Below are 26,894 nucleotides of genomic sequence, written 5' to 3' on the forward strand. Positions count from 1 at the left end.
CGCTGTCGCTGATGTAATCGGGCTTGCGCCGTAAGATAACCGGGCATCTTATGTCAGTTTTATGACGTTTGCATGACAAAGTTACCCGCCAAACTCCAGGTTTTTTACACTGCAAACAGACAATATGGCGTCGGTATATTGCTGAAAAATGACCGTAAACACGATTAATATCACCAAAAATGAGCCTGACAATCGTCATTTCATGCTACTCACTTCACTGCCGGGCGTCCCGCCTCGGCGAAAATTTATTGCCGCCGAAAAATGCCGCGCGCCAACGCAATGGATATGTTGGACTTTCCTGTCAATCTCTCGCAATAATGATCAAGGACACTAGAGCGGCATCCGGGCGCTGCGTCCCGGATCCTATTCTAAATTTGAACTGGAGTGGCAATGGGTCAGGAAAAGCTCTACATCGAAAAAGAACTAAGCTGGTTATCCTTTAATGAACGCGTGTTGCAGGAAGCCGCAGATAAGAGCAATCCCCTGATTGAACGTATGCGTTTTCTGGGCATTTACTCCAACAACCTCGACGAATTCTATAAAGTCCGCTTCGCCGATCTCAAACGGCGCATCCTGATCAGCGAAGAGCAAGGCTCCGCCGGCGCCTCGCGCCACCTGCTGAAAAAGATCCAGGCCAAGGTGCTGAAAACCGATCAGGAGTTCGACGGCCTGTATAACGATCTGCTGCTGGAAATGGCGCGTAACCAGATCTTCCTGATCAACGAACGCCAGGTGTCCGAGAACCAGCAAATCTGGCTGCGGCAATATTTCAAACAGCATCTGCGCCAGCACATCACGCCGATCCTGATCAATCACGACACCAATCTGGTGCAGTTCCTGAAAGACGATTACACCTATCTGGCGGTGGAGATCATCCGCGGCGCGCGCATCGACTATGCGCTGCTGGAGATCCCGTCCGACAAGGTGCCGCGCTTCGTCAATCTGCCGCCGGAAGCGCCGCGCCGCCGCAAGCCGATGATCCTGCTGGACAACATTCTGCGTTACTGCCTGGACGATATCTTCAAGGGCTTCTTCGACTACGACGCGCTCAACGCCTACTCGATGAAAATGACCCGCGACGCGGAGTACGATCTGGTGACCGAAATGGAATCCAGCCTGCTGGAACTGATGTCCTCCAGCCTGAAACAGCGCCTGACCGCCGAGCCGGTGCGCTTCGTGTATCAGCGCGACATGCCGAACGAAATGGTGGAACTGCTGCGCGGCAAGCTGGGCATCTCCAACTACGATTCGGTGATCGCCGGCGGCCGCTACCACAACTTCAAAGATTTCATCAGCTTCCCGAACGTCGGCAAGGCCAACCTGGTCAACAAGCCGCTGCCGCGCCTGCGCCACATCTGGTTCGACGGTTTCCGCAACGGCTTCGACGCCATTCGCGAAAAAGACGTGCTGCTCTACTATCCGTACCACACCTTCGAGCACGTGCTGGAGCTGCTGCGCCAGGCGTCGTTCGATCCGAGCGTGTTGGCTATCAAGATCAACATCTACCGGGTAGCGAAAGATTCACGCATCATCGAATCGATGATCCACGCCGCGCACAACGGCAAAAAAGTCACGGTGGTGGTCGAGCTGCAGGCGCGCTTCGACGAAGAAGCCAACATTCATTGGGCGAAGCGCCTGACCGAGGCCGGCGTACACGTGATCTTCTCCGCGCCGGGCCTGAAAATCCACGCCAAACTGTTCCTGATTTCACGCCGTGAAGGCGATGAAATTGTGCGCTATGCTCATATCGGCACCGGCAACTTTAACGAAAAAACCGCGCGCATCTACACCGACTATTCGCTGTTGACCGCCGACTCACGCATCACCAACGAGGTGCGTCGGGTGTTCAACTTTATCGAGAACCCCTACCGGCCGGTCACCTTCGACAACCTGATGGTGTCGCCGCAGAACTCGCGCCTGAAGCTGTATGAGCTGATCGACAACGAAATCGCCAACGCCCAGGCCGGGGAACAGGCCGGCATTATGTTGAAAATTAATAATCTGGTGGATAAAGGGCTGGTAGATCGGTTATATACCGCGTCCGGCGCCGGCGTGAAGATCCGCCTGCTGGTGCGGGGCATGTGTTCCCTGATTCCCAACCTGCCGGGGATCAGCGACAATATTCAGGTGATCAGCATCGTCGATCGCTTTTTGGAACACGACCGGGTTTACGTTTTCGACAATAAAGGTGACAAACGGGTGTATCTGTCCTCCGCCGACTGGATGACCCGCAACATAGATTACCGTATCGAAGTGGCGGTATCGCTGCTGGATCCGGCGCTGAAACAGCGCGTTCTGGACATTCTGGAGATCCTGTTCAGCGATACGGTCAAGGCCCGTTATGTGGATAAAGAACTGAGCAACCAGTACGTGCCGCGCGGCAACCGCCGCAAAGTGCGTGCCCAGGTGGCTATTTACGAGTATTTAAAAGCTCTGGAACAACCAGGACAGTAGGCCAGCAACTATGCCGCTAAAAAACACTGCAACGAACAAACCGCAGGAAATCGCCGCCATCGACCTCGGGTCGAACAGTTTCCACATGGTGATCGCCCGCGTCGTCAACGGCGCCTTACAGGTATTGGGCCGTTTAAAACAGCGGGTGCATCTCGCCGACGGATTGGACAGCAACAACGTACTCAGTGAAGAGGCGATAGAACGCGGCCTGGCCTGCCTGGCGCTGTTTGCCGAACGGCTGCAGGGCTTCCCGGCGGATAACGTCACCATCGTCGGGACGCACACCCTGCGTCAGGCGGTGAACGCCGAAGTGTTCCTCAAGCGCGCCGCCAAAGTGATCCCCTACCCGATCGAAATCATCGCCGGTCAGGAAGAGGCGCGTCTGATCTTCATGGGCGTGGAGCACACTCAGCCGGAGAAAGGCCGCAAGCTGGTGATCGACATCGGCGGCGGATCCACCGAGCTGGTGATCGGCGAAGACTTCGAGCCGCTGCTGGCGGAAAGCCGCCGCATGGGCTGCGTCAGCTTCGCCCAGCTGTTCTTCCCGGGCGGCGAGATCAGCAAAAACAACTTCCGCCGCGCGCGGCTGGCGGCGGCGCAAAAATTGGAAACGCTGGCCTGGCAGTACCGCATTCAGGGCTGGCAGTACGCGCTGGGCGCCTCGGGCACCATCAAGGCCGCCCACGAAGTGCTGGTGGCGATGGGGGAAAAAGACGGTCTCATCACCCTGGATCGCCTGGAAATGCTCGCCGAACAGGTGCTGCAGTTCAAAAGCTTCAGTTCGCTGAGCCTGCCGGGGCTGTCGGAGGATCGCCAATCGGTGTTCGTGCCGGGGCTGGCTATCCTGTGCGGCGTGTTCGACGCGCTGGCGATCCGCGATCTGCGCCTGTCCGACGGCGCGCTGCGCGAAGGCGTGCTGTATGAAATGGAAGGCCGCTTCCGCCATCAGGACATCCGCAGCCGCACCGCCAAGAGCCTGGCCGATCACTACAACATCGACCGCGAACAGGCCAAGCGTGTGCTGGAAACCACCGAGCTGCTCTACTCGCAGTGGATGGCGCAAAACACCAAGCTGGCGCATCCGCAGCTGGAAGCGCTGCTAAAATGGGCCGCCATGCTGCACGAGGTGGGGCTGAGCATCAACCACAGCGGCATGCACCGCCATTCGGCCTACATTCTGCAAAACTCCAACCTGCCTGGCTTCAACCAGGAACAGCAGCTGCTGCTGTCGGCGCTGGTGCGTTTCCACCGCAAGGCGATCAAGCTCGAAGAGCTGCCGCGCCTCAACCTGTTCAAGAAGAAGCACTACCTGCCGCTGATCCAGCTGCTGCGTCTGAGCACCCTGCTCAACAACCAGCGTCAGTCGACCACCACGCCGGAAACGCTGCGCCTGACCACCGACGACAACCACTGGACGCTGCGCTTCCCGGCCGGCTACCTGGCGCAGAACAACCTGGTGCAGCTCGATTTCGAGCGCGAACAGGCCTACTGGAACGACGTCGTCGGCTGGAAGCTGCTGATCGAAGAAGAAGGCTCGCAAAACGAACAGCGCTCCGCCTGATCCCCCGCCCCCTGCCAGACAGGGGGTTTTTCTTTCCGCCCTCGCCCCGTCAACCTAAACGAAGCCCTAATACACCGCCCCGCACGCCGGAAAAAAATGGACAACTTTTGTCATCAGCGCCTAAAATCCGCTTACAAATTCTCGAGCGAATAACACAGGACACCGGCATACCGGGTGATATATGCGCAAGAAAACCACCGGACAGATGACGAAGATAGTGTTGTTTATCAGCTTTATCATTTTAGTCGGCCGACTGCTGTACGCCGCCGTGGTGGCGGTGCCTCATCATCAGGAAAAAAAGCAGGCCGCTGCGCAAAACGCCGCCGAAGTCAGCGCGCCGCAACAGGACGCCTCCTCTGAATAACCGCCGCACCCCGGCCGTTTCATAAAAATGACGCCGGCACCCGCTATGCTCTATCTTTTAATGAGCCTGCGTCAGGAACGCCGAGCGCCCGTAAAGGAACACCATGTCAGCCGCAACCCATAACGTCAAAAAAGTCGCTGAATACCGCCAGCGCATTCTCACTCTGCTGTTGAACAATAAGGAGTTGGTCGACGGCATTCTCGGCCGGCCAGGGGATGAACACGCCCTCAGCCAAAGCGAACTGCTGAACCAGACGGCGGAAATCACCGGTCTGTTGGACGATATGCACGCCGCCGACCTGGCGGACCTGCTGGAGGCGCTGCCGCAGGACGAACGTATGGCGCTGTGGCGGCTGGTGGGCAACAGCAAGCGCGGCCAGACGCTGGTGGAGGTCGCCGAACCGGTCTGGGACAGCCTGATCGAGGAAATGAGCGACAAAGACCTGCTCAAAGCGATCAAAACGCTGGACGTCGACGAACAGGCCTACCTGGCGCAATACCTGCCGCGTAACCTGATGGGCCGGTTGCTGACCTCGCTGGAGCCGGAGCAGCGCGCCCAGGTGCGCGAGATGAGCCAGTACGCCAAAGACAGCGTCGGCTGGATGATGGATTTCGAACTGGTGACGGTGCGGCCGGACGTCACGCTCGGCGCGGTGCATCGCTTCTTGCGCATGCGCAAAACCATTCCCGACGCCACCGATAAACTGTTCGTCACCGATCGCAAAAACACCCTGTTGGGCGAGCTGCCACTGACCGCAGTGCTGCTGAACGATCCGGAGATCCCGGTGCGCGAAGTGATGGACAGCGATCCCGCCACCTTTCAGCCCGAAGACAAGGCCGATGAAGCGGCCGGCGCGTTCGAACGTTACGACCTGATCAGCGCCCCGGTGGTTGACGCCAAGGGCAAACTGATGGGCCGCCTGACCATCGAAGAGATCGTCGACGCCGTCAACGAAGAGAGCGACACCAACCTGCGCCGCATGGGCGGTTTGAGCCCGGAAGAAGACGTGTTCGCCCCGGTCAGCAAGGCGGTCAAGACCCGCTGGGCCTGGCTGGCGATCAATCTCTGCACCGCATTCATCGCCTCGCGGGTGATCGGCCTGTTCGAACACACCATTTCCCAGCTGGTGGCGCTGGCGGCGCTGATGCCGATCGTCGCCGGCATCGGCGGCAACACCGGCAACCAGACCATCACCATGATCGTGCGCGCGCTGGCGCTGCACCAGATCGAAGTCGGCAACATCTCGCGCCTGATGCTCAGAGAGCTGGGCGTCGCCATCATCAACGGCGTGGTGTGGGGCGGCATCATGGGCGTCATCACCTGGCTGCTGTACGGCGACGCGGCGATGGGCGGCGTGATGACGCTGGCGATGCTGCTCAATCTGCTGCTGGCGGCGCTGATGGGCGTAGTGATCCCGATGACCATGCTCAAAGTGGGCCGCGATCCGGCGGTCGGCTCCAGCGTGCTCATCACCGCGCTGACCGATACCGGCGGCTTTTTCATCTTCCTCGGCCTCGCCACCCTGTTCCTGCTGTAATACGCGAAAAGCCGGCGCGCGCCGGCTTTTTCGCCATTCTGTCGCCGGGTTTGCGTTAACGCAGTAAAGTCGGCCATCCCGGTAGGTTTTCCTCTCGCGCTGTACTACCCTTTGCCAATAAATCGTCTTAATTCATCCACGTCATGAATCAAATCACTGACAGAGGCCATCGGTAAGGGTGTCTATGGAGATCAGCGCGCCGAACACGTTCGGCACCCACAAAGGCGTCGTGCTGACGCATTCCCTGTTAGTGGCGCTGGCGACGTTTCTGCTCGCCTTGCTGAGCCTGTCGCTGTCCAGCGAAGCCAGCCACTTCACCCCGCTGTGGTTTCCGACCGCCGCCGCTATCGCGGTGCTGTACCGCCACGCCCCGCGCCACTGGGGCCTGCCGCTGTTGGCCAGCGGCCTCGGCATCGTGCTCGCCAGCTTCTTGCTGTTCGGCGTCAGCGCCACGCCCATCAAGCTGGCCGCCATCAACCTGCTGGAAGCGGCGGTTTGCGCCCTGCTGCTGCGCCGCATGCTACACCCGTACGATCCGTTGAACGATCTCGCCAGTTGGCTGCGTTTTGTGGTGTGCGCGGTAATTTTTACCCCGCTGTTCAGCGCGCTGCTGGCCGCCGGCCTGGTGCCCGCGCCAGGCCAGCCTTTTTGGCAGCCGTTCGGTACCTGGTTCATTTCCGAAGCGATAGGGGTGCTGTCGCTGGCGCCGATCGGCCTCTCTTATAATCGTCGCACCCTGACGGCGCTGAACCCGTTTCCATTATTGCTGACGCTGATGGTTACGCTGGCTTTCAGCTTTGTGGCGCTGACCTACCTGCCTTTTCCGTTCACGTTCGTGATTTTGCCGCTGCTGTGGGCAGCCATCGCACTGCCGCGTTTTGAGGCGTTCACCGTTTGCTTCTGCACCCTCTTGCTGATCACCGTGATGATTTCGCTGGGGTTGCTGCATTTCCAGGCTTCCGGCAAGCACCTTGGCGATCTCGGTCTGTACTTGCCGATGCTGCTGATTTTAATCCCGGCGCACGCGATGGCGGTGGTGATGCACGCCTTTCGGGTGGAAAAACAGCACATCGTCGAGAGCGAAAGCCGCTTTCGCAGCGCGCTGGAGTATTCCGCCATCGGCATGGCGCTGGTGTCGCCGCAGGGGAAATGGCTGCAGGTCAATCAGGCGCTGTGCGCGCTGCTCGGCTATACGCCTGAGGCGCTGCATAAGCTGACCTTTCAAGAAATTACGCATCCCGACGATCTCACCGCCGATCTCAGCCAGTTGCACGACCTGCTCGATGGCCATATCAGCAGCTACACCATGGAGAAACGCTACATCCGCAGCGACGGCCAGACCGTCTGGGCGCTGCTGGCGGTCTCGCTGGTGCGCGACGCCGAAGGGCTGCCGCTGTACTTCATCTCGCAGGTGGAGGACATCAGCGATTTGAAGCGCAGCCAGGCGGAAAACAACCGGCTGGTGGAGCGCATTACGCTGGCCAATCAGGTGGGCGGCGTCGGCATCTGGGAATGGGTGATGAGCCAGGAAAACTTCACCTGGGATCAGCGCATGTTCGAACTCTACGATCTCAATCCCGACCAAACGCCGACGCTGGCGCTGTGGCGCACCCTGTTGGTGCCGGAAGATCGCGACCGCACCGATCGCGAGCTGGCCGCGCTGTTGGCCGACCCCAAGCCTTTCGTCATGGAATACCGCATCGTGACCCGCCAGGGCAGCGTGCGCCATATTCGCGGCCAGGGCAACGTGATCCTCGACGATCAGGGCCGGCCGCTGCGCATGATCGGCACCAATATCGACATGACCGAGCTCAAGAGCCTCGCCGAAGCGCTGCACGAGGAGAAAGAGCGTTTGCACATCACCCTCGACGCCATCGGCGAAGGGGTGATCTCCACCGACAGCCACCTGCGCATTACCTTTATGAATCCGGTGGCCGAGCAGATGTGCGGCTGGCCGCTCGATCTGGCGATCGGTATGCCCGTCGCCGGCGTGGTGCGCCTGACCAACGGCAAAGACGGCCCGGAAATCGAAAACCTCACGCAATATCCACGGCAGTGGCCGGCGGATTACGCATTGGTGCTGCACAGCCGCGACGGGCGCTATTTCGACGTGCAGCAGTCTGTCTCACCGCTGAAAACCCTCGACGGTGAAACCATGGGCGCGGTGATGGTGCTGCAGGATGTCACCGCCTCGCGCGAACTGATGAAAAAGCTCAGCTACAGCGCCTCGCACGACGCGCTGACCGGCCTGCCGAACCGCGCCAGCTTCGAGAAGCAGCTGAAAGCGGCAATCGTCGCCGGCGGGGAACCGTCACCGCCGCATTCGCTGGTGTTCCTCGATCTGGATCGGTTCAAGGCGGTGAACGACACCGCCGGCCACGCGGCGGGCGATGCCTTGCTGCGGGACATCGCCCAACTGATGCGGCACCAGCTGCGCAACAGCGACTGCCTGGCCCGGCTGGGCGGCGACGAATTCGGCCTGATCCTGTTCGACTGCCGGCCGGAGCAGGCCAAATCGCTGATGCAACAGGTGGTCAACCAAATCAGCCAGCATCCGTTCTACTGGGAAGGGAAAATTTATCGCGTCGGCGCCAGCGCCGGCATCACGCGCATCGGCGGCGACGCCAAAAGCAGCGAGCTGCTGGCCCAGGCCGACATCGCCTGCTACACCGCCAAGCACCACGGGCGCGGCCAGGTGTATCTGTATGAAGCGCGGCAAAAACAGCTGCTGGAGCGGCAGCATGAATTGCTGAGCCTGCAGGAAGTGCAGACGATCGTCAGCGAGGGGCAGCTGCGGCTGCTGACCCGCGCGGTCGCGCCGCCGGCGACGCCGCTGTCGGCCGCGTTCCACCAGGTGAAGCTGCAGGTGATGGCGCCGGACGATCGGCCGCTGCCGCACGAGGCATTCATCGCCGCCGCGCAGCTGTACGGCCTGATGCCGGACATCGACCGCTGGACGGTGGCGCAGCTGCTGGTGCACTGCGCCGACGACATCAAGCGCAAGGGGCTGTCGCTCGCGTTGCCGCTGGCCACCGACAGCCTGCTGAACACCGACTTCCAGCGCGAGCTGACGGAAAGGGTGCGCGCTTCCTCGCTGCCGCCGCAGACACTGTTGTTCAGCGTCGATGAGGCCGTGGTGCTGGAACACGCCGCGCAGTGCCGGGCGTGTCTTCGCGAACTGCAGCAGCTGGGCTGCCGGCTGATCGTCAATGGCTTCGGGCATAACATCAATGCCTTCGATGAGCTGGGCGATCAGAAAATCGACATCATTCGCGTCGATGAACGCTTTATCACCAACGTGCACTGCAACCAGATGGATGAACTGATGGTCTCGATGCTCAACGGCGCGGCGCATCGGATCAAAGCGCAGACGCTCGCCGGGCCGGCCCACCAGCCGGTGACGCTGCAGGCGCTGCGCGATATCGGCGTCGATCTGGCGGATGGCGATCAGGTAGCGCTGGAGCAGCCGCTGGCGGTGTTGCTCAGCGACGGCTACTTCGGCATTCGCTAACCCCTCCCCCTCACCGGCACCGTCTCGCGGGCGGCGCCGCACTCCCGTTATTCACATTGTGTTAACCCATGCGAGATTAGTGATATAAATAACACCTGAAGCTTAAACGATTAAATAAGATGAAACTCCCATGCGAACATCAGCGTATCCGTTGATTTTCCTCGACATGTGATGGCTCAGGGATAAGGGACTATGGAAAAGAAATGGTTTTCCGCCAGGGAACTGATGGGCAAGGCGGGGTTGCCTTCAACCCCGCAAGGGGTCAATTTGATGGCCCGGCGCGAAGGCTGGCTCAGCCGCCGCCGCAGCGGCGTGCAGGGCAAAGCGCTGGAATACCATATCGACAGCCTGCCGTACGGCGCGCGCAGCCTGTCGGCCTTGCGCGAGGCAGACCCTCCGGGCTACGACGTCAAACGCCAGGATCCGATACGGGTCTGGATCGAGTATTACTACCACCTGACGCCGGCCGAGCGGGAAAAGCTGCTGGCGTTCCTGATGCGCGAGGGCATGAGCCGCCTGCTGCAGCTGATCGAGCCCCCCCGCTAGCCCGAATGCTCAATCCTCCCCTTCCGGCGCCCAGCCGTCGTTGTGCCACAGATGCAGCGTGGCGTAAGAGCGCCACGGGCGCCAACGTTCGGCATAGCGTTCGATCTGGCGCGGCGTCATGCCGGGAAAACGCTGTTTGATCAGGTAGTCGCCGGCCAGAAACACGTCCGGCCAAGACCAGGCGCGCATCGCGATATAGCTGGCGGTCCAGCTGCCGATGCCCGGCAGCGCGGTCAGCTCCCTGATGCCCTGGTCGATATCCAGCACGTTGTCGAGCTGCAGCCGCCCTTCGCCCAGCGCGCGGGCGATCTCGATCAGCGCCGCCGCGCGCTTCAGCTGCACCCCGAGCGGGCGCAGTGCTTCGGGCTGCAGCTGCGCCACCCGTTCGGCGCTGGGGAAAACGTGGGTAATGCCCTCGTGCGGCGCCGCCAGCGGCTCTCCCCAGCGTTCGGCCATCCGCCCGGCGAAGGTCGCCGCCATTTTCACGCTGACCAACTGCCCCAACACCGCCCGCGCCGCCTGCTCGAAGCTGTTCACGCAGCCCGGCAGGCGCAGCCCCGGCGCATCGGCCGCCAGCAAGCCCAGCGCCTCATTGATGCGATCCGGCGCGGCGTCCAGATCAAACAGCAGGCGCACGCGGCGCAGCACCTCCGTCGTCACCAAACTGAGCGCCGGCGCGATCTCGACCCTGACCCGGTTGCGCGCTTCCTCCGGCTGCACGCTGACCCAGCCGCGATGTTCCGTGCCGCCCTGGTTGACGGCGATCGAACGCAGGTAGCGGCGTCCCTCGACCCGCTCCACGCTCTGCACGGCGCGCGCCTGCAGGAAATTCAGCATGCGATCCCAGTCATAGGGCGGCCGATAGCCCAGATGGAACACCAGCCCGCTGGCGGCGGCCCGCTCACCGCGCGCGCCGCCGCTGCGCAGCGCAGACGGGATCAGGCGATAGCGCGCCTTGAACAGCTCGTTGAAACGCCGCAGGCTGCCGAAACCGGCGGCGAACGCCACCTCGCTGAGCGGCAGATCGGTGTCCGCCAGCAGGCGTTTGGCCTGCAGCAACCGGTGCGACTGCGCGTAATCGATCGGCGAAGCGCCAAACTGTTCGGCGAAGATGCGCCGCAGGTGGCGATCGGAAATGCCGAGCCGCGCCGCCAGCGCTTCGCAGCTGTGTTCGGACAGATAGCCCTGCTCGATGAGCTGCACCGCCACCTGCGCATAGCGATTGCCCAGATCGATCAGCGCCAGGCCGGGCGCCAGCTCCGGCCGGCATTTAAGGCAGGGGCGAAAGCCCGCCAGCTCGGCCGCCGCCGCGCTCGGATAGAAGGTGCAGTTTTCCAGCTTCGGCGTGCGGGCGCTGCACACCGGGCGGCAATAGATGCCGGTGGAAGAGACGCCGACGAAAAAGCGGCCGTCGAATTTGCGGTCACGCGCGCGCAGCGCGTCGTACAACGCTTGCTGTTGAGTATTCATGGCAACGCTCGGGTTCGGTTTTTTCTGCATTATGGGGCTCGCCTGGCGCGCTGACGTGCGGAATTCGGACATTAAGTTAAGCATGCCGATGCCGCGCCCGCTAAATTTTTCGACACTCGCGCATCGGCGCATTGCCCGCCGGCCCCGTCTCGGGTAAAGTCGCCCCCCTTCATTGGCATGGGGACAAAAAAGAGATGTTTATTGGATTCGATTACGGGACAGCCAACTGTTCCGTCGCGGTGATGCGCGACCACGGCCCCGAGCTGCTGACGCTGGAAAACAACGAACCGTATCTGCCTTCGATGCTGTGCGCGCCGACCCGCGAAGCGGTGAGCGAATGCCTGCACCGCCATTGGCAGGTGCCGACCGGCAGCGAAGAAAACCAGCAGCTGCTGCGCCGCGCCATCAGTTACAACCGCGAAGAGGACATTCCGGTCAACGGCGACAGCGTGTTGTTCGGTCTGCAGGCGCTGGCGCACTACATGGAAGATCCGGAAGAGGTGTACTTCGTGCGCTCGCCGAAATCCTTCCTCGGCGCCAACGGCCTGAAGCCGCAGCAGATCGCGCTGTTCGAAGACCTGGTGTGCGCCATGATGTTCCACATCAAACGCCAGGCGGAAAACGTGCTGCAGACCGGTATCGAGCAGGCGGTGATCGGCCGGCCGATCAACTTCCAGGGCATCGGCGGTGAAGAGGCCAACCGGCAGGCGCAGGGCATTTTGCAGCGCGCCGCCGAACGCGCCGGTTTCAAAGCCATTGAATTCCAGTTCGAGCCGGTGGCGGCGGGGCTGGACTTCGAGGCGACACTGAGCGAAGAGCAAACCGTGCTGGTGGTGGACATCGGCGGCGGCACCACCGACTGCTCGGTGCTGCTGATGGGGCCACAGTGGCGCGACCGCGCCGATCGCCAGCAAAGCCTGCTGGGGCACAGCGGCTGCCGGGTCGGCGGTAACGATCTGGACATCATGCTGGCCTTCAAACAGCTGATGCCGCTGTTCGGCCTGGGCGGCGAAACCGCGAAAGGCATCGCCCTGCCGGCGCTGCCTTACTGGAACGCGGTGGCGACCAACGACGTGCCGGCGCAAAACGATTTCTACAGCGCCGCCAACGGCCGCGTGCTGCGCGATCTGATCCTCGACGCGGCGGAGCCGGAAAAGGTCAAACGCCTGCTGAAAGTGTACCAGCAGCGCCTGAGCTACCGACTGGTGCGCGCGGCCGAAGAGAGTAAGATAGCCCTGTCCGGCCAAACCGCCATCAGCGCGCCGCTCGGCTTCGTGCAGGCCGATCTGGCGGAGAGCATCAGCCAGGCTCAGCTCGCCGACGCCATCTCGCAGCCGTTGATGCGCATCCAGGAACAGGTCAGCGCCGCGCTGGCCAGCAGCCAGACCGCGCCGCAGGTGATCTACCTGACCGGCGGCAGCGCGCGCTCCCCCCTGCTGCGCGCCGCGCTGCAACAGCAGCTGCCTGGCATTCCGATCGTCGGCGGCAACGACTTCGGCTCGGTCACCGCCGGGCTGGCGCGCTGGGCGCAAACGCTGTTCCGTTGACGGCCCAAGGGCGCGGCTCGCCGCGCCCTTGCTCATTGGAGGCTATGCATCATGTCAACCATCCTTACCCTCGACAGCGCCAGGCTGCGGCTGCGCCCCTGGCGCGACGAAGATCTGCCGGCCTTCGCTGCGCTTAACGCCGATCCGCAGGTGATGCGCTATTTCCCGGCGACGATGACGGCCGAGGAAAGCCGCGCGCAGGCCGAACGCATCCGCGCCTTCATGCAACAACATGGCTGGGGGCTGTGGGCGGTGGAAGTGAAAGACGGCGCGCCCTTTATCGGGTTTGTCGGGCTGGCGCGGCCGAGCGACGATCTGCCCTGTTCCCCCTGCGTGGAGATTGGCTGGCGGCTGGCGGCGGCCCATTGGGGCAACGGCTACGCCGCTGAAGCGGCACGCGCGGCGCTGGCGTGCGCCTTCGACACGCTTCACTTGCCGGAAGTGGTGTCCTTCACCGCCGAAAACAACCAACCGTCGCGCCGGGTGATGACGCGCATCGGCATGCAATTTGACGGCGAAACCTTCCTGCACCCACGCCTGCCGGCGGGCCATCCGCTGCAAAAGCACGTCTTGTACCGGCTGAACCGGCAAACGTGGCGCGAACGCCACGGCGATTAATACAGCGTATCCTTCAGCCGCTGCGGCAGCGCCTGGTCGTACTCCTCACCGTCGAAGCGCGTTTGGCTCACCGTGGCCAAGATATGGCCGGGGCTGGGCAGCGCCGAACGTTCGAGGCGGCTGCCCTCTTCCCAGAGTCCCGAACGCAAGATCGCCCGGCTGCACTGGAAGAACACCGCCTCCACCCGAATGCGCAGCACCGAACGCGGCAGCTGATTGCGGTGGGCGAAGCGCTGCAGCACCGCCGGCGCCACCACGATCTCCGCCCGCCCGTTAATCCGCAGCGTTTCGCCGATGCCGGGGATCAGCAGCAGCAGCGCCACCCGGTTGTCGTGCAGGATATTGCGCAGGCTGTCGATGCGGTTATTGCCGCGCCGATCCGGCAGCAGCAGGGTTTTCTCGTCTTCGATATGGATAAAACCGGCCGGATCGCCGCGCGGGGAGACATCCATGCCGTCCGGCCCGACCGTCGAGAGGGCGGCAAACGGCGCCGCCTCGATAAACGGGCGGTACGCCGGGTGGATATAGCTGACTTCTTTAAACACCGAGGGCGCGGCGGGTTTGCCGTACAGCTGTTCCAGCGTCGCGAGGTCGTTGATGGTATCGCCAGACATTGCAGTTTCCTGAATAAGTCATATTGACCCCTTCAGCATAGAGCAAAATCGCCGGCGGCTCTTACTCGGCGCTGGCGTGGTTCAGCGTCTGAATGTCGTCCGCATCCAGCGTCAGGCGGGTGGCGCTGACCAACTCATCCAACTGCGGCAACGAGGTGGCGCTGACGATCGGCGCGGTGATGCTCGGGCGCGCAATCAGCCAGGCCAGCGAGACCTGCGCCGGGGAGCTGCCGTGCTTGCCCGCCACCTGATCCAACGCCGCCAGAATGCGGAAACCGCGCGGGTTAAGGTAGCGTTCGACGATGCGATCGCCGCGCTGGCTTTTGCCCTCGTCCGCTTTGCTGCGGTATTTGCCGGTCAGGAAGCCGCTGGCCAGCGCGAAGAAGTTGATCACCCCGAGGCCATGGCGCTGCGCCACGCCTTCCAGCTCGGCCTCATACCCTTCGCGCGCATACAGGTTATATTCCGGCTGCAGGGTTTCGTAGCGCGCCAGCCCGTTGCTTTCGCTCACCCGCAGCGCTTCTTCAAGGCGATCCGCCTGATAATTGGAGGCGCCGATCGCCCGCACCTTGCCGGCCTTGATCAGCGCATCGAACGCCGCCAGCGTCTCTTCCAACGGCGTATCGCGGTCATCGTCGTGCGACTGGTAGAGATCGATATAATCGGTTTGCAGGCGGCGCAGCGAGTCCTCCACCGCCTGCTGAATATAGCGCGGCGACAGCCCCTGTTTGCCTTCCCCCATCGGTTTGCCCACCTTGGTGGCGATGATCACCTGGTCGCGCTTGCCGCTCTTCTTGAGCCATTCGCCGATGACGGTTTCCGATTCGCCGCCCCGGTTGCCCGGCACCCAGCTGGAATAGACATCGGCGGTATCGATAAAGTTGAGCTGATTGTCCACCAGCGCATCCAGCAGGCTGAAAGAGGTCGCTTGATCCGCCGTCCAGCCGAACACGTTGCCGCCGAAGGTTAACGCCGGCACCTGAATGCCCGAACGGCCCAGTTGTTTCTTGCTCATCACAAAGGCTCCATGGGTTAAATGATTTGCCTGTTAATTATTAGCGCCAAATGCAGGAAATCGTTAAAACGCATTGGCTATAAGCCGGAATAAATCACTTATAAACATAGCACGCTCAAATCACCCACTTATTAGGACAATGCTGACGGTTCCTCCATATTTCCTTCATTTTTATGCCGTCTTCGCTGGCTAAACTAGTATCCTGTAAGGAGTGTCATTTTTGTGGCAATGAGTGCCCGCGTCCCTGCCTTTTGGAGAGAATTTTCACCACCATGAATGCAAAACCCCAACGTCGTTCCCTGCTGCTGCGCCTGCTGGTTGCGGCGATTGCGATCATCGTCGCCGTTCTGGCCTGGCGCCATTTCAGCGCCGCCCAACCGGCCACCGGGACGACGCCGGGCGCGCACCAGGCCGCCGGTAAAACGGGAGCGGGCCGCGCGGCGGGCGGCAGACGCGGCGCGCCGATGTCGCCGGTGCAGGCGGCGACCGCCACCCGCCAGACGGTGCCGCGCTATCTTTCCGGCTTGGGCACCGCCACCGCCGCCAATACCGTGACCGTCACCAGCCGGGTCGATGGCCAGCTGATGGCGATCCACTTTACCGAAGGCCAGCAGGTCAAAGCCGGCGATCTGCTGGCGGAAATCGATCCCCGGCCGTTCCAGGTTCAGTTGACCCAGGCTCAGGGGCAGTTAGCAAAAGATCAGGCCACGCTGGCCAACGCCCGGCGCGATCTGGCGCGCTATCAGCAGCTGGTGAAAACCAATCTGGTTTCCCGTCAGGAGCTGGATACGCAAGCCTCGCTGGTGCAGCAGACCGAAGGCGCGATCAAGGCCGATCAGGGCGCGGTCGACAGCGCCAAACTGCAGATCACCTACAGCCGCATCACCGCGCCAATCGACGGCCGCGTCGGCCTGAAACTGGTCGACGTCGGCAACTATGTCACCAGCGGCAGCACCACCGGTCTGGTGGTGATCACGCAGACGCACCCGATCGACGTGGTGTTCACGCTGCCCGAAGGCAACATCGCCGATCTGCTCAAGGCGCAAAAAGCCGGGCCGGTGAGCGTCGAAGCCTGGGATCGCACCAACCAGAACAAGCTGACGACCGGTTCGCTGCTGAGCCTGGACAACCAAATTGATACCGCCACCGGCACCATCAAGCTGAAAGCGCGCTTCACCAACGAAGATGACGCGCTGTTCCCCAACCAGTTCGTCAACGCGCGGCTGCAGGTGGATACCCTGCACGATGCGGTGGTGATCCCGACCGCCGCGCTGCAGATGGGCAACGAGGGCAACTTCGTCTGGACTCTCGGCGAAGACAACAGGGTCAGCAAACACCGGGTCACCGCCGGCGTGCAGGACAGCCGGCAGGTGGTGATCAGCGCCGGCCTCAACGCCGGCGATCGGGTGGTGACCGACGGCATCGATCGCCTGACCGAAGGCATGCAGGTGGAAGTGCTCGCGCCGAGCGAAGCGCCGGCGGCGGCCAACGCCAAGCGCGAACCTGACGTTCAGAGGAAGCCCTGATGCAGGTGATGCCTCCCAACTCCGGCGGCGGTCCGTCCCGCCTGTTTATTCTGCGTCCGGTCGCCACCACGCTGCTGATGGTGGCGATATTGCTGGCGGGGATTATCGGCTATCGCGCGCTGCCGGTGTCCGCCCTGCCGGAGGTGGATTACCCCACCATCCAGGTGGTGACGCTGTATCCCGGTGCCAGCCCGGACGTGGTGACCTCCGCCATTACCGCGCCGTTGGAACGCCAGTTCGGCCAGATGTCCGGCCTCAAACAAATGGCGTCGCAAAGCTCCGGCGGCGCCTCGGTGGTCACGCTGCAGTTCCAGCTGGCGCTGCCGCTCGACGTCGCGGAGCAGGAAGTGCAGGCGGCGATCAACTCCGCCACCAACCTGCTGCCGACCGATCTGCCCTACCCGCCGATCTACAGCAAGGTTAACCCGGCCGATCCGCCGATCCTGACGCTGGCCGTGACCTCCACCGCCATGCCGATGACGCAGGTGGAAGACATGGTGGAAACCCGCGTGGCGCAAAAAATTTCTCAGGTGACCGGCGTCGGCCTGGTGACGCTGGCCGGCGGCCAACGCCCGGCGGTGCGCGTAAAATTGAACGCCGCGGCGGTCGCCGCCTATGGTCTGAACAGTGAAACCATCCGCGCCGCCATCAGCAACGCCAACGTCAACTCGGCGAAAGGCAGCCTGGACGGCCCGACCCGCTCGGTCACCCTGTCCGCCAACGACCAAATGAAATCCGCCGACGACTATCGCCAGCTGATCGTCGCCTATCAGAACGGCGCGGCGATCCGCCTGCAGGATATCGCCACCATCGAACAAGGGGCGGAAAACACCCGGCTGGCGGCCTGGGCCAACAAGCAACAGGCGATCGTGCTGAACATTCAGCGCCAGCCCGGCGTCAACGTCATCACCACCGCCGACAGCATCCGCGAAATGCTGCCGACGCTGATTAAAAGCCTGCCCAAGTCGGTCGACGTCAAGGTGCTGACCGATCGCACCACCACCATCCGCGCCTCGGTCAGCGACGTGCAGTTCGAGCTGCTGCTGGCGATCGCGCTGGTGGTGATGGTGATCTACGTGTTCCTGCGCAACGTGCCGGCGACCATTATCCCCAGCGTGGCGGTGCCGCTGTCGCTGGTCGGCACCTTCGCCGCCATGTACTTCCTCGGCTTCTCCATCAACAACCTGACGCTGATGGCGCTGACCATCGCCACCGGCTTCGTGGTGGACGACGCCATCGTGGTGATCGAGAACATCTCGCGCTACATCGAGAAAGGGGAAAAACCGCTCGACGCCGCGCTGAAAGGCGCCGGCGAGATCGGCTTCACCATCATCTCGCTGACCTTCTCGCTGGTGGCGGTGCTGATCCCGCTGCTGTTCATGGGCGACATCGTCGGCCGCCTGTTCCGCGAGTTCGCCGTCACGCTGGCGGTAGCGATTTTGATCTCCGCCGTGGTGTCGCTGACGCTGACGCCGATGATGTGCGCGCGCATGCTCAGCCACGAATCGCTGCGCAAGCAGAACCGGTTTTCCGCCGCCTCCGAGCGCTTTTTCGACCGGGTGATCGCGCGATACGGCCAGTGGCTGAAAACGGTGCTTAACCATCCCTGGCTGACGCTCGGCGTGGCCGTCGGCACCCTGGCGCTGACGGTATTGCTGTACCTGCTGATCCCGAAAGGCTTCTTCCCGGTGCAGGACAACGGCATCATTCAGGGCACGCTGGAAGCGCCGCAGAGCGTCTCGTTCAGCAATATGGCCGAGCGCCAGCAGCAGGTCGCGGCGCAGATCCTCAAAGATCCGGCGGTGGAAAGCCTGACCTCGTTCGTCGGCGTCGACGGCAGCAACGCCACGCTCAACAGCGGCCGGCTGCAGATCAATCTGAAGCCGCTGAGCGAACGCAGCGAGCGCATTCCGGCGATCATCAGCCGCCTGCAGCAGCAGACGGCGCAGTTCCCCGGCGTGAAGCTGTATCTGCAGCCGGTGCAGGATCTGACCATCGATACCCAGGTCAGCCGCACCCAGTACCAGTTCACCCTGCAGGCGATGTCGCTGGACGATCTCAGCCTGTGGGTGCCGCAGCTGATGGATGAGCTGAAGCAAACCCCGCAGCTGGCGGACGTCACCAGCGACTGGCAGGATCAGGGGCTGGTGGCCTACGTCAACGTCGATCGCGATTCGGCCTCCCGCCTCGGCGTCACCATGAGCGACGTGGACAATGCGCTGTACAACGCGTTCGGCCAGCGCCTGATCTCCACCATCTACACCCAGGCCAACCAATACCGCGTGGTGCTGGAGCACGACGTCAGCGCGACGCCGGGGCTGGCGGCGCTCAATGAGATCCGTCTGAGCGGCAACGACGGCGCCGTGGTGCCGCTGAGCGCCATCGCCAAAATCGAAGAGCGCTTCGGCCCGCTGTCGGTCAACCATCTCGACCAGTTCCCGTCGGCCACCGTTTCGTTCAACGTCGCCGACGGCTACTCGCTCGGCGAGGCGGTCGACGCGGTCACCCAGGCGGAAGAAAATCTCAACATGCCGAGGGACATCACCACCCAATTCCAGGGGGCGACCCTGGCCTTCCAGGCGGCGCTCGGCAGCACGCTGTGGCTGATTTTAGCGGCGGTGGTGGCGATGTACATCGTGCTGGGCGTGCTGTATGAAAGCTTCATTCATCCGGTCACCATCCTCTCCACCCTGCCGACCGCCGGGGTCGGCGCGCTGCTCGCGCTGATGATGGCCGGCAGCGAGCTGGACGTGATCGCCATCATCGGCATCATCCTGCTGATCGGCATCGTGAAGAAGAACGCCATCATGATGATCGACTTCGCGCTGGCGGCGGAACGCGAACAGGGCTTATCGCCGCGCGACGCCATCTATCAGGCCTGCCTGCTGCGTTTTAGGCCGATCCTGATGACCACGCTGGCGGCCTTGCTCGGCGCACTGCCGCTGATGCTGAGCACCGGTGTCGGCGCGGAGCTGCGGCATCCGCTCGGCGTCTGTATGGTCGGCGGTTTGATCATGAGCCAGATCCTGACGCTGTTCACCACGCCGGTGATCTACCTGCTGTTTGACAAACTGGCGCGCAACACGCATCGCCAGCCGGATACGCAGGAGCTACAGTGAAATTCTTCGCCCTGTTCATTCACCGGCCGGTGGCCACCACCCTGCTGACGCTGGCCATCGCCATCAGCGGCGCGATCGGTTTTCGCCTGCTGCCGGTGTCGCCGCTGCCGCAGGTGGACTTTCCGGTGATTTCGATCAGCGCGTCGCTGCCGGGCGCCTCGCCGGAAACCATGGCGTCCTCGGTGGCGACGCCGCTGGAGCGCGCGCTGGGCTGCATCGCCGGGGTTAACGAAATGACCTCGATGAGCTCGCTCGGCAGTACCCGGGTCATTTTGCAGTTCGATCTCGATCGCGACATCAACGGCGCCGCGCGCGACGTGCAGGCGGCGATCAACGCCGCGCAAAGCCTGCTGCCGACCGGCATGCCGAGCCGCCCCAGCTACCGCAAGGTCAACCCTTCCGACGCGCCGATCATGATCCTGACGCTGACCTCGGACACCTACAGCCAGGGGCAGCTTTACGATTTCGCCTCCACCCAGCTGGCTCAGAAGATCAGCCAGACCGAGGGCGTCGGCGACGTTTCCGTGGGCGGTAGCTCACTGCCGGCGGTGCGGGTGGAGCTGAACCCTTCGGCGCTGTTCAATCAGGGCGTGTCGCTGGACACCGTACGGCAGGCCATCGCCAACGCCAACGTGCGCCGCCCGCAGGGCGCCGTGGAAAACCCGCAGCAGCGCTGGCAGATCCAGGCCAACGACGCGCTGAAAACCGCCGAGGCCTACCGTCCGCTGATCGTTCATTACAACAACGGCTCGGCGGTGCGTTTGGCCGACGTGGCCGAGGTCAACGACTCGGTGCAAGACGTGCGCAACGCCGGGATGACCGACGCCAAACCGGCGATCATTCTGGCCATCAGCCGCGCGCCGGACGCCAACATCATCGAAACCGTCGATCGCATTCGCGCCGAGCTGCCCGCCCTGCAGGAGAATATCCCGGCCTCGATTAAACTCAGCGTCGCGCAGGATCGTTCGCCGACCATTCGCGCGTCGCTGGCCGAGGTGGAACAGTCGCTGGCGATCGCCATCGGGTTGGTGATCCTGGTGGTGTTCATCTTCCTGCGCTCCGGGCGCGCCACGCTGATCCCGGCGGTCGCCGTGCCGGTGTCGCTGATCGGCTCGTTCGCCGCCATGTATCTGTGCGGGTTCAGCCTCAACAACCTGTCGCTGATGGCGCTGACCATCGCCACCGGCTTTGTGGTGGACGACGCCATCGTGGTGCTGGAAAACATTTCCCGCCACGTCGAGGCCGGCATGAAACCGATCAACGCCGCGCTGCTGGGCGCGCGGGAAGTCGGTTTCACCGTGCTGTCGATGAGCGTTTCGCTGGTGGCGGTGTTTATCCCGCTGCTGTTGATGGAAGGCCTGCCGGGGCGCCTGTTCCGCGAGTTCGCCGTCACCCTGTCGGTATCGATCGGGCTGTCGCTCATCGTCTCGCTGACGCTCACGCCGATGATGTGCGCCTACCTGCTGCGCCACCAGCCGCCGCGTTCGCAGCGGCGGGCGCGCGGCTTCGGCAAAATGCTGCTGGCGCTGCAGCAGGGCTACGGACGCTCGCTGAACTGGGTGCTCGGCCACTCGCGCTGGGTGCTGGCGGTGTTCCTCGCCACCCTTGCGCTCAACGTCTGGCTGTATATCAGCATCCCGAAAACCTTCTTTCCGGAACAGGATACCGGGCGCCTGATGGGCTTTATCCAGGCCGACCAAAGCATTTCGTTCCAGGCGATGCGCGGCAAACTGGAAGACTTCATGAAAATCGTGCGCGAAGATCCGGACGTGGAAAACGTCACCGGTTTTACCGGCGGCTCGCGCACCAACAGCGGTTCGATGTTCATCTCACTGAAACCCCTGTCGGTACGCAGCGACGACGCGCAGAAAGTGATCGCCCGCCTGCGCGCTCGCCTGGCCAAAGAACCGGGCGCCAGCCTGTTTCTGATGGCGGTGCAGGATATCCGCGTCGGCGGCCGGCAGGCCAACGCCAGCTACCAATACACGCTGCTGGCGGACGATCTCGCCGCGCTGCGCGAATGGGAGCCGAAGATCCGCACCGCGCTGGCCGCATTGCCCGAGCTGGCGGACGTCAACTCGGATCAGCAGGATAAAGGCTCGGAGATGGATCTGGTCTACGATCGCGAAACCATGGCGCGCCTCGGCATTTCGGTGTCCGACGCCAACAACCTGCTGAACAACGCCTTCGGCCAGCGGCAGATTTCGACCATCTATCAACCGCTCAACCAATACAAAGTCGTGATGGAAGTGGCGCCGCCCTACACCCAGGACGTGAGCTCGCTGGACAAAATGTTCATCATCAACAGCGAAGGCAAGGCGATTCCGCTCTCCTACTTCGCCAGTTGGCGGCCGGCCAACGCGCCGCTGTCGGTCAACCATCAGGGGCTGTCCGCCGCCTCGACCATCTCCTTTAACCTGCCGGACGGCGGCAGCCTGTCGGACGCCACCGCCGCGGTAGAGCGCACCATGACTCAGCTCGGCGTGCCGTCTACGGTACGCGGCGCGTTCTCGGGCACCGCCCAGGTATTCCAGGACACCCTGAAGTCGCAGCTGATCCTGATCCTGGCGGCTATCGCCACGGTATATATCGTGCTCGGCGTACTGTATGAGAGCTATATCCATCCGCTGACCATCCTTTCCACGCTGCCTTCCGCCGGCGTGGGCGCGCTGCTGGCGCTCGAGCTGTTCGGCGCGCCGTTCAGCCTGATCGCGCTGATCGGCATCATGCTGCTGATCGGCATCGTGAAGAAAAACGCCATCATGATGGTCGACTTCGCGCTCGAGGCGCAGCGCAACGGCGGCATCAGCGCCCGCGAGGCGATTTTCCAGGCCAGCCTGCTGCGTTTCCGGCCGATCATGATGACCACGCTGGCGGCGTTGTTCGGCGCGCTGCCGCTGGTGCTGACCAGCGGCGACGGCGCGGAGCTGCGCCAGCCGCTCGGCATCACCATCGCCGGCGGCCTGGTGATGAGCCAACTGCTGACGCTGTACACCACCCCGGTGGTCTATCTTTACTTCGACCGCCTACAGGCGAAGTTCCGCCGCAACAAGCAACTGGCCCCGCTGCCGCATTAATGGCCGACCGATGCTGATGAAACACGCCGCCACGGTACGCTGGCAACTCTGGATAGTGGCATTCGGCTTCTTTATGCAGACGCTGGATACCACTATCGTCAACACCGCCCTGCCCTCGATGGCCGCCAGCCTGGGGGAGAACCCGCTGCGCATGCAGTCGGTGATCGTCTCCTATGTGCTGACGGTGGCGGTGACGCTGCCGGCCAGCGGTTGGCTGGCGGGCAAGGTCGGCGTACAGCGGGTGTTTTTCAGCGCCATCCTGCTGTTCACCCTCGGCTCCCTCCTCTGCGCCCGTTCGGAAACCCTGAACGAGCTGATCGCCTCGCGCGTGCTTCAGGGCATCGGCGGCGCGATGATGGTGCCGGTCGGGCGCCTGACGGTGATGAAGATCGTGCCGCACGAGCAGTACATGGCGGCGATGACCTTCGTGACGCTGCCGGGGCAAATCGGCCCGCTGATGGGACCGGCGCTGGGTGGCTTCCTGGTGCAATACGCCAGCTGGCATTGGATTTTCCTGATCAACATTCCGGTGGGCATCGTTGGCGCCATCGCCACGCTGTTGCTGATGCCCAACTACCAAATGCAGACCCGCCGCTTCGATCTCAGCGGCTTTATCCTGCTGGCGATCGGCATGGCGTCGCTGACGCTGGCGCTCGACGGCCACAAGGGCATGGGGCTGTCCGGCGGCGCCATCGCCGGCCTGGTGGCGCTGGGCGTGGCGGCGCTGTTGGGGTATGTTTGGCATGCCTACGGCAATAGCCGCGCCCTGTTCTCGCTGCGGCTGCTGCGCACCCCGACTTACAAGATCGGGCTGCTGGCCAGCCTGCTGGGGCGCATCGGTAGCGGCATGCTGCCGTTCATGACGCCGCTGTTTCTGCAGGTCGGCATGGGCTTCAGCCCATTCCACGCCGGGCTGATGATGATCCCGATGATCATCGGCAGCATGGGCATGAAGCGCATCGTGGTGCAGGTGGTCAACCGCTTCGGCTACCGTAACGTGCTGGTGGCCGCCACGCTGCTGCTGGCGCTGGTCAGCTTGAGCTTCCTGCTGGCGGCGATGCTCGGCTGGCTGTGGCTGCTGCCGGTAGTGCTGTTCTTCCAGGGGATGGTCAACTCGCTGCGCTTCTCGGCGATGAACACCCTGACGCTGAAAGATCTGCCTGACAGGCTGGCCAGCAGCGGAAACAGCCTGTTATCGATGGTCATGCAGCTGTCGATGAGCCTTGGCGTCAGCGTCGCCGGCATCTTGATCGGCAGCTTCGCCCATCATCAGGTGGTGGCCGATAGCCCGGCCATTCACAGCGCATTTATTTACAGCTACTGCTGTATGGCGTTGATTATCGCTCTGCCCGCGCTGGCCTTCGCGCGCGTGCCGGCCGATAGCGCGCCCAACCGCACGCTGACCAAAGAGCCGGGTACCGGCTCAACGAGGTTGCAATGAGGATAGGCATTACCGGGAAACTGTTCCTGGCCATTTTCGCTACCTGCATGCTGGTGTTGATCACCATGCATTGGGGGGTGCGCGTCAGCTTTGAGCGCGGATTTATCGATTACATCAAGAGCAGCAACGAGCAACGCATCAACATGCTGAGCGAAGCGCTGGAGGAACAGTACAGCCACCATGGCAACTGGATATTCCTGCGCAACAACGATCAGGTGGTCTACCAAATCATGCGTTCGTTCGAGCAGAACAGCGACAGCAGCCACAATCTGCCGCCCAAGGGTTGGCGCACCCAGTTTTGGGTGGTGGACAGCCAGTTCAATCGTTTGGTCGGGCATTCTGGCCCCCTGCCGAAAGAGGGGCCGCGCCACCCGATCCGCTACAACAACCAGATCGTCGGCTGGGTGCTCACCACCCCGGTCGAGCGCCTGACGCGCAATACCGACATCAACTTCGATCGCCAGCAGCGGCGCACCAGTTGGATTATCGTCGCGCTCTCCACCCTGCTGGCGGCGGCGGTGACCTGGCTGCTGTCGCGCGGCATGCTGGCCCCGGTCAAGCGTCTGGTGGCGGGCACCCACCGCCTGGCGGCGGGCGATTTCACCACCCGCGTGGCGGTCAGCAGCCAGGATGAACTGGGTCGGCTGGCGCACGACTTCAACCAGCTGGCCACCTCGTTGGAAAAAAACGAGCAGATGCGCCGCGCCTTTATGGCCGACGTATCGCACGAGCTGCGCACGCCGCTGGCGGTGCTGCGCGGCGAACTGGAAGCGCTGCAGGACGGCGTGCGCCAGCCGACGCCGGCGTCGCTCAGTTCGCTGCAGGCCGAGGTATCCACCTTGACCAAACTGGTCGACGATCTGCACCAGCTGTCGCTCTCCGATCTCGGCGCGCTGGCCTATCGCAAATCGTCGGTGGACTGCGTGCACCTGCTGCAGATCGCCGTCGCCGCCTTTCGCGAACGCTTCCGCGCCAAAGGGCTGGAGATCGTCACCCATCTGCCGCCCCAGGCGCCGCTGTTCGGCGATCCCGATCGCCTGAACCAGCTGTTCAATAACCTGCTGGAAAACAGCCTGCGTTACACCGACGCCGGCGGCCGGCTGGAGATCGGCGCCGAGCTGCAGCCGGGGCGGCTGCTTCTCTACTGGCAGGACAGCGCACCGGGCATCAGCGATCAGCAACTGACGCGCATTTTCGAACGTTTCTACCGGGCGGAAGGTTCACGCAACCGCGCCAGCGGCGGTTCCGGGCTGGGGCTGGCGATCTGCCACAACATCGTGGAAGCGCACGACGGGAAAATCCGCGCCGAGCATTCGCCTTTAGGCGGCGTGCGCATTACAGTAGAATTTGCTACCCCGATAAAAAATAAGGCGCCCTGATGGACATTCAGAATCAACCCGTGCAGATCATGATTGTTGAAGATGAGCCCAAGCTGGGCCAGCTGCTGGTGGATTATCTGCAGGCGGCGGGCTACGCCACCCGCTGGCTGACCAACGGCAACGAGGTGGTGCCGACCGTGCACCAGCATCCGCCGGCGCTGATCTTGCTCGACCTGATGCTGCCGGGCGCCGACGGGCTGACGGTGTGCCGCGAGCTGCGCCGCTTCAGCGACGTTCCGATCGTGATGGTGACGGCGAAAATCGAAGAGATCGACCGCCTGTTGGGGCTGGAGATCGGCGCCGACGATTACATCTGCAAACCCTACAGCCCGCGCGAAGTGGTGGCGCGGGTGAAAACCATCCTGCGCCGCAGCTATCGGCCGCAGGAGAGCGCGCGGGAAGATGACCTGCTGCACATCGATGAACCGCGCTTCCAGGCCAGCTATCAGGGGCAGTTGCTGGATCTGACGCCGGCGGAATTCCGCCTGCTGAAAACGCTGGCCAGCCAGCCGGGCAACGTATTTTCTCGCGAGCAGCTGCTGAACAACCTGTACGACGACTACCGGGTGGTCACCGACCGCACCATCGACAGCCACATCAAAAACCTGCGCCGCAAGCTGGAACTGATCGACGGGGAAAAATCCTTTATCCGCTCGGTATACGGCGTGGGCTACCGCTGGGAAGCCGAGCCCTGCCGGCTGGTTAATGGGGTTTAGGGGGAAATCAGCGCGTCCAGTCTTCAACCGCCAACCCGGGCACCATGGCGAATGCGCGATCGTTGGTCACCAGCGTCGCGCCACGGCTCTGCGCGTGCGCGGCGATCAGTTGATCCAGCGCGCCCATGATTTTGCCTTTTTTCTCCATGTTCGCGCGCATTTCACCGTAGCAGCGGGCGGCCTCGCTATCCCATGCATAGACCGTCACCGCGGCAAGAAAGGCCTCGACCATGCTTTGCAACGCCTTGTTCCGCCGTTTAGCCACACCGTAAAGCAGTTCCGCCTCCGTGACGCTGGAAATACATACGGCAGAAGGCGGGAGCTTTTCCATGACGTTAAGCACCTGCGGATGCTGCCGAAACAAGTGGCTGACGGTGTTGGTATCAAACATGTACATCG

Annotated in this window: 18 protein-coding genes; 14 read left to right on the forward strand and 4 right to left on the reverse strand. The window is 62.7% G+C overall.

Features of this window, described 5'->3' with window-relative positions:
• The first annotated feature begins 390 nt into the window (after positions 1-390).
• The 6 genes from ppk1 to REA38_RS21505 all read left to right on the forward strand — a co-directional run bounded on the left by ppk1 (position 391) and on the right by REA38_RS21505 (position 9,973).
• Positions 391-2,454 (forward strand): polyphosphate kinase 1, encoded by a 2,064-nt coding sequence (gene ppk1, locus REA38_RS21480; RefSeq protein WP_033648827.1) that lies wholly within the window; start codon positions 391-393, stop codon positions 2,452-2,454.
• Between the two features lie 10 nt (positions 2,455-2,464).
• Complete coding sequence (gene ppx, locus REA38_RS21485) at positions 2,465-4,015, forward strand: exopolyphosphatase (protein WP_043147817.1); 1,551 nt, start codon at positions 2,465-2,467, stop codon at positions 4,013-4,015.
• A 181-nt stretch (positions 4,016-4,196) separates the two neighbouring features.
• Positions 4,197-4,379 (forward strand): YfgG family protein, encoded by a 183-nt coding sequence (locus REA38_RS21490; protein WP_004941600.1) that lies wholly within the window; start codon positions 4,197-4,199, stop codon positions 4,377-4,379.
• Positions 4,380-4,482: 103 nt separating this feature from the next.
• Positions 4,483-5,916, forward strand: a complete 1,434-nt coding sequence (gene mgtE / locus REA38_RS21495; RefSeq protein WP_033654569.1) for a magnesium transporter — start codon at positions 4,483-4,485, stop codon at positions 5,914-5,916.
• Between the two features lie 184 nt (positions 5,917-6,100).
• Entirely contained in the window at positions 6,101-9,427 is a 3,327-nt protein-coding gene (locus REA38_RS21500) for a diguanylate cyclase (protein WP_308886592.1), read from the forward strand.
• A gap of 192 nt (positions 9,428-9,619) precedes the next feature.
• Positions 9,620-9,973, forward strand: coding sequence for a DNA-binding protein (locus REA38_RS21505; RefSeq protein WP_126192339.1), 354 nt, complete (start codon positions 9,620-9,622; stop codon positions 9,971-9,973).
• A gap of 9 nt (positions 9,974-9,982) precedes the next feature.
• Here the strand turns inward: REA38_RS21505 and alkA are convergent, their stop codons facing one another.
• On the reverse strand, positions 9,983-11,473 hold the full coding sequence (gene alkA / locus REA38_RS21510) for a DNA-3-methyladenine glycosylase 2 (protein ID WP_164038127.1): 1,491 nt from the start codon (positions 11,471-11,473) through the stop codon (positions 9,983-9,985).
• Positions 11,474-11,637: 164 nt separating this feature from the next.
• Here alkA and yegD point away from each other — a divergent pair, with 164 nt between their 5' ends.
• Positions 11,638-12,990, forward strand: coding sequence for a molecular chaperone (yegD, locus tag REA38_RS21515; protein ID WP_033648831.1), 1,353 nt, complete (start codon positions 11,638-11,640; stop codon positions 12,988-12,990).
• Between the two features lie 51 nt (positions 12,991-13,041).
• The gene (locus tag REA38_RS21520) at positions 13,042-13,608 is read left to right on the forward strand and encodes a GNAT family N-acetyltransferase (protein ID WP_308886593.1); all 567 of its coding nucleotides are present in this window, start codon (positions 13,042-13,044) and stop codon (positions 13,606-13,608) included.
• On the opposite strand, the gene REA38_RS21525 is transcribed toward REA38_RS21520, so the two are convergent.
• Together REA38_RS21525 and REA38_RS21530 are read right to left on the reverse strand one after the other, a co-directional pair.
• Entirely contained in the window at positions 13,605-14,222 is a 618-nt protein-coding gene (locus REA38_RS21525) for a pyridoxamine 5'-phosphate oxidase family protein (protein WP_060439452.1), read from the reverse strand. The genes REA38_RS21520 and REA38_RS21525 overlap by 4 nt on opposite strands.
• A gap of 61 nt (positions 14,223-14,283) precedes the next feature.
• Positions 14,284-15,237 (reverse strand): aldo/keto reductase, encoded by a 954-nt coding sequence (locus REA38_RS21530; RefSeq protein WP_049194869.1) that lies wholly within the window; start codon positions 15,235-15,237, stop codon positions 14,284-14,286.
• A gap of 272 nt (positions 15,238-15,509) precedes the next feature.
• Between REA38_RS21530 and REA38_RS21535 the strand changes: the two genes are divergently transcribed.
• Genes REA38_RS21535 through baeR form a run of 6 tightly spaced genes read left to right on the forward strand, consistent with a single transcriptional unit; the run spans position 15,510 to position 26,495 of the window.
• The gene (locus REA38_RS21535) at positions 15,510-16,763 is read left to right on the forward strand and encodes an MdtA/MuxA family multidrug efflux RND transporter periplasmic adaptor subunit (RefSeq protein ID WP_103774368.1); all 1,254 of its coding nucleotides are present in this window, start codon (positions 15,510-15,512) and stop codon (positions 16,761-16,763) included.
• Positions 16,763-19,882 carry an MdtB/MuxB family multidrug efflux RND transporter permease subunit gene (locus tag REA38_RS21540; RefSeq protein ID WP_308886595.1) on the forward strand — a complete coding sequence of 1,040 codons (3,120 nt, stop codon included), beginning with the start codon at positions 16,763-16,765 and terminating at the stop codon, positions 19,880-19,882. The genes REA38_RS21535 and REA38_RS21540 overlap by 1 nt, the downstream gene beginning before the upstream one ends.
• Positions 19,879-22,959, forward strand: a complete 3,081-nt coding sequence (gene mdtC / locus REA38_RS21545) for a multidrug efflux RND transporter permease subunit MdtC (RefSeq protein ID WP_308886596.1) — start codon at positions 19,879-19,881, stop codon at positions 22,957-22,959. Before REA38_RS21540 ends, mdtC begins: the two co-directional genes overlap by 4 nt.
• 10 nt (positions 22,960-22,969) lie before the next feature.
• Positions 22,970-24,400 carry a multidrug transporter subunit MdtD gene (mdtD, locus tag REA38_RS21550; protein WP_308886597.1) on the forward strand — a complete coding sequence of 477 codons (1,431 nt, stop codon included), beginning with the start codon at positions 22,970-22,972 and terminating at the stop codon, positions 24,398-24,400.
• On the forward strand, positions 24,397-25,779 hold the full coding sequence (gene baeS, locus REA38_RS21555; RefSeq protein WP_033635541.1) for a two-component system sensor histidine kinase BaeS: 1,383 nt from the start codon (positions 24,397-24,399) through the stop codon (positions 25,777-25,779). Before mdtD ends, baeS begins: the two co-directional genes overlap by 4 nt.
• Positions 25,779-26,495, forward strand: coding sequence for a two-component system response regulator BaeR (gene baeR, locus REA38_RS21560; RefSeq protein WP_033635542.1), 717 nt, complete (start codon positions 25,779-25,781; stop codon positions 26,493-26,495). The genes baeS and baeR overlap by 1 nt, the downstream gene beginning before the upstream one ends.
• Before the next feature lie 7 nt (positions 26,496-26,502).
• On the opposite strand, the gene REA38_RS21565 is transcribed toward baeR, so the two are convergent.
• The gene (locus REA38_RS21565) at positions 26,503-26,892 is read right to left on the reverse strand and encodes a type II toxin-antitoxin system VapC family toxin (RefSeq protein ID WP_041036282.1); all 390 of its coding nucleotides are present in this window, start codon (positions 26,890-26,892) and stop codon (positions 26,503-26,505) included.
• Between the last annotated feature and the right edge of the window lie 2 nt (positions 26,893-26,894).

The organism is Serratia sp. MF1(2023) (assembly GCF_030954545.1).
Lineage (GTDB): Bacteria > Pseudomonadota > Gammaproteobacteria > Enterobacterales > Enterobacteriaceae > Serratia > Serratia sarumanii.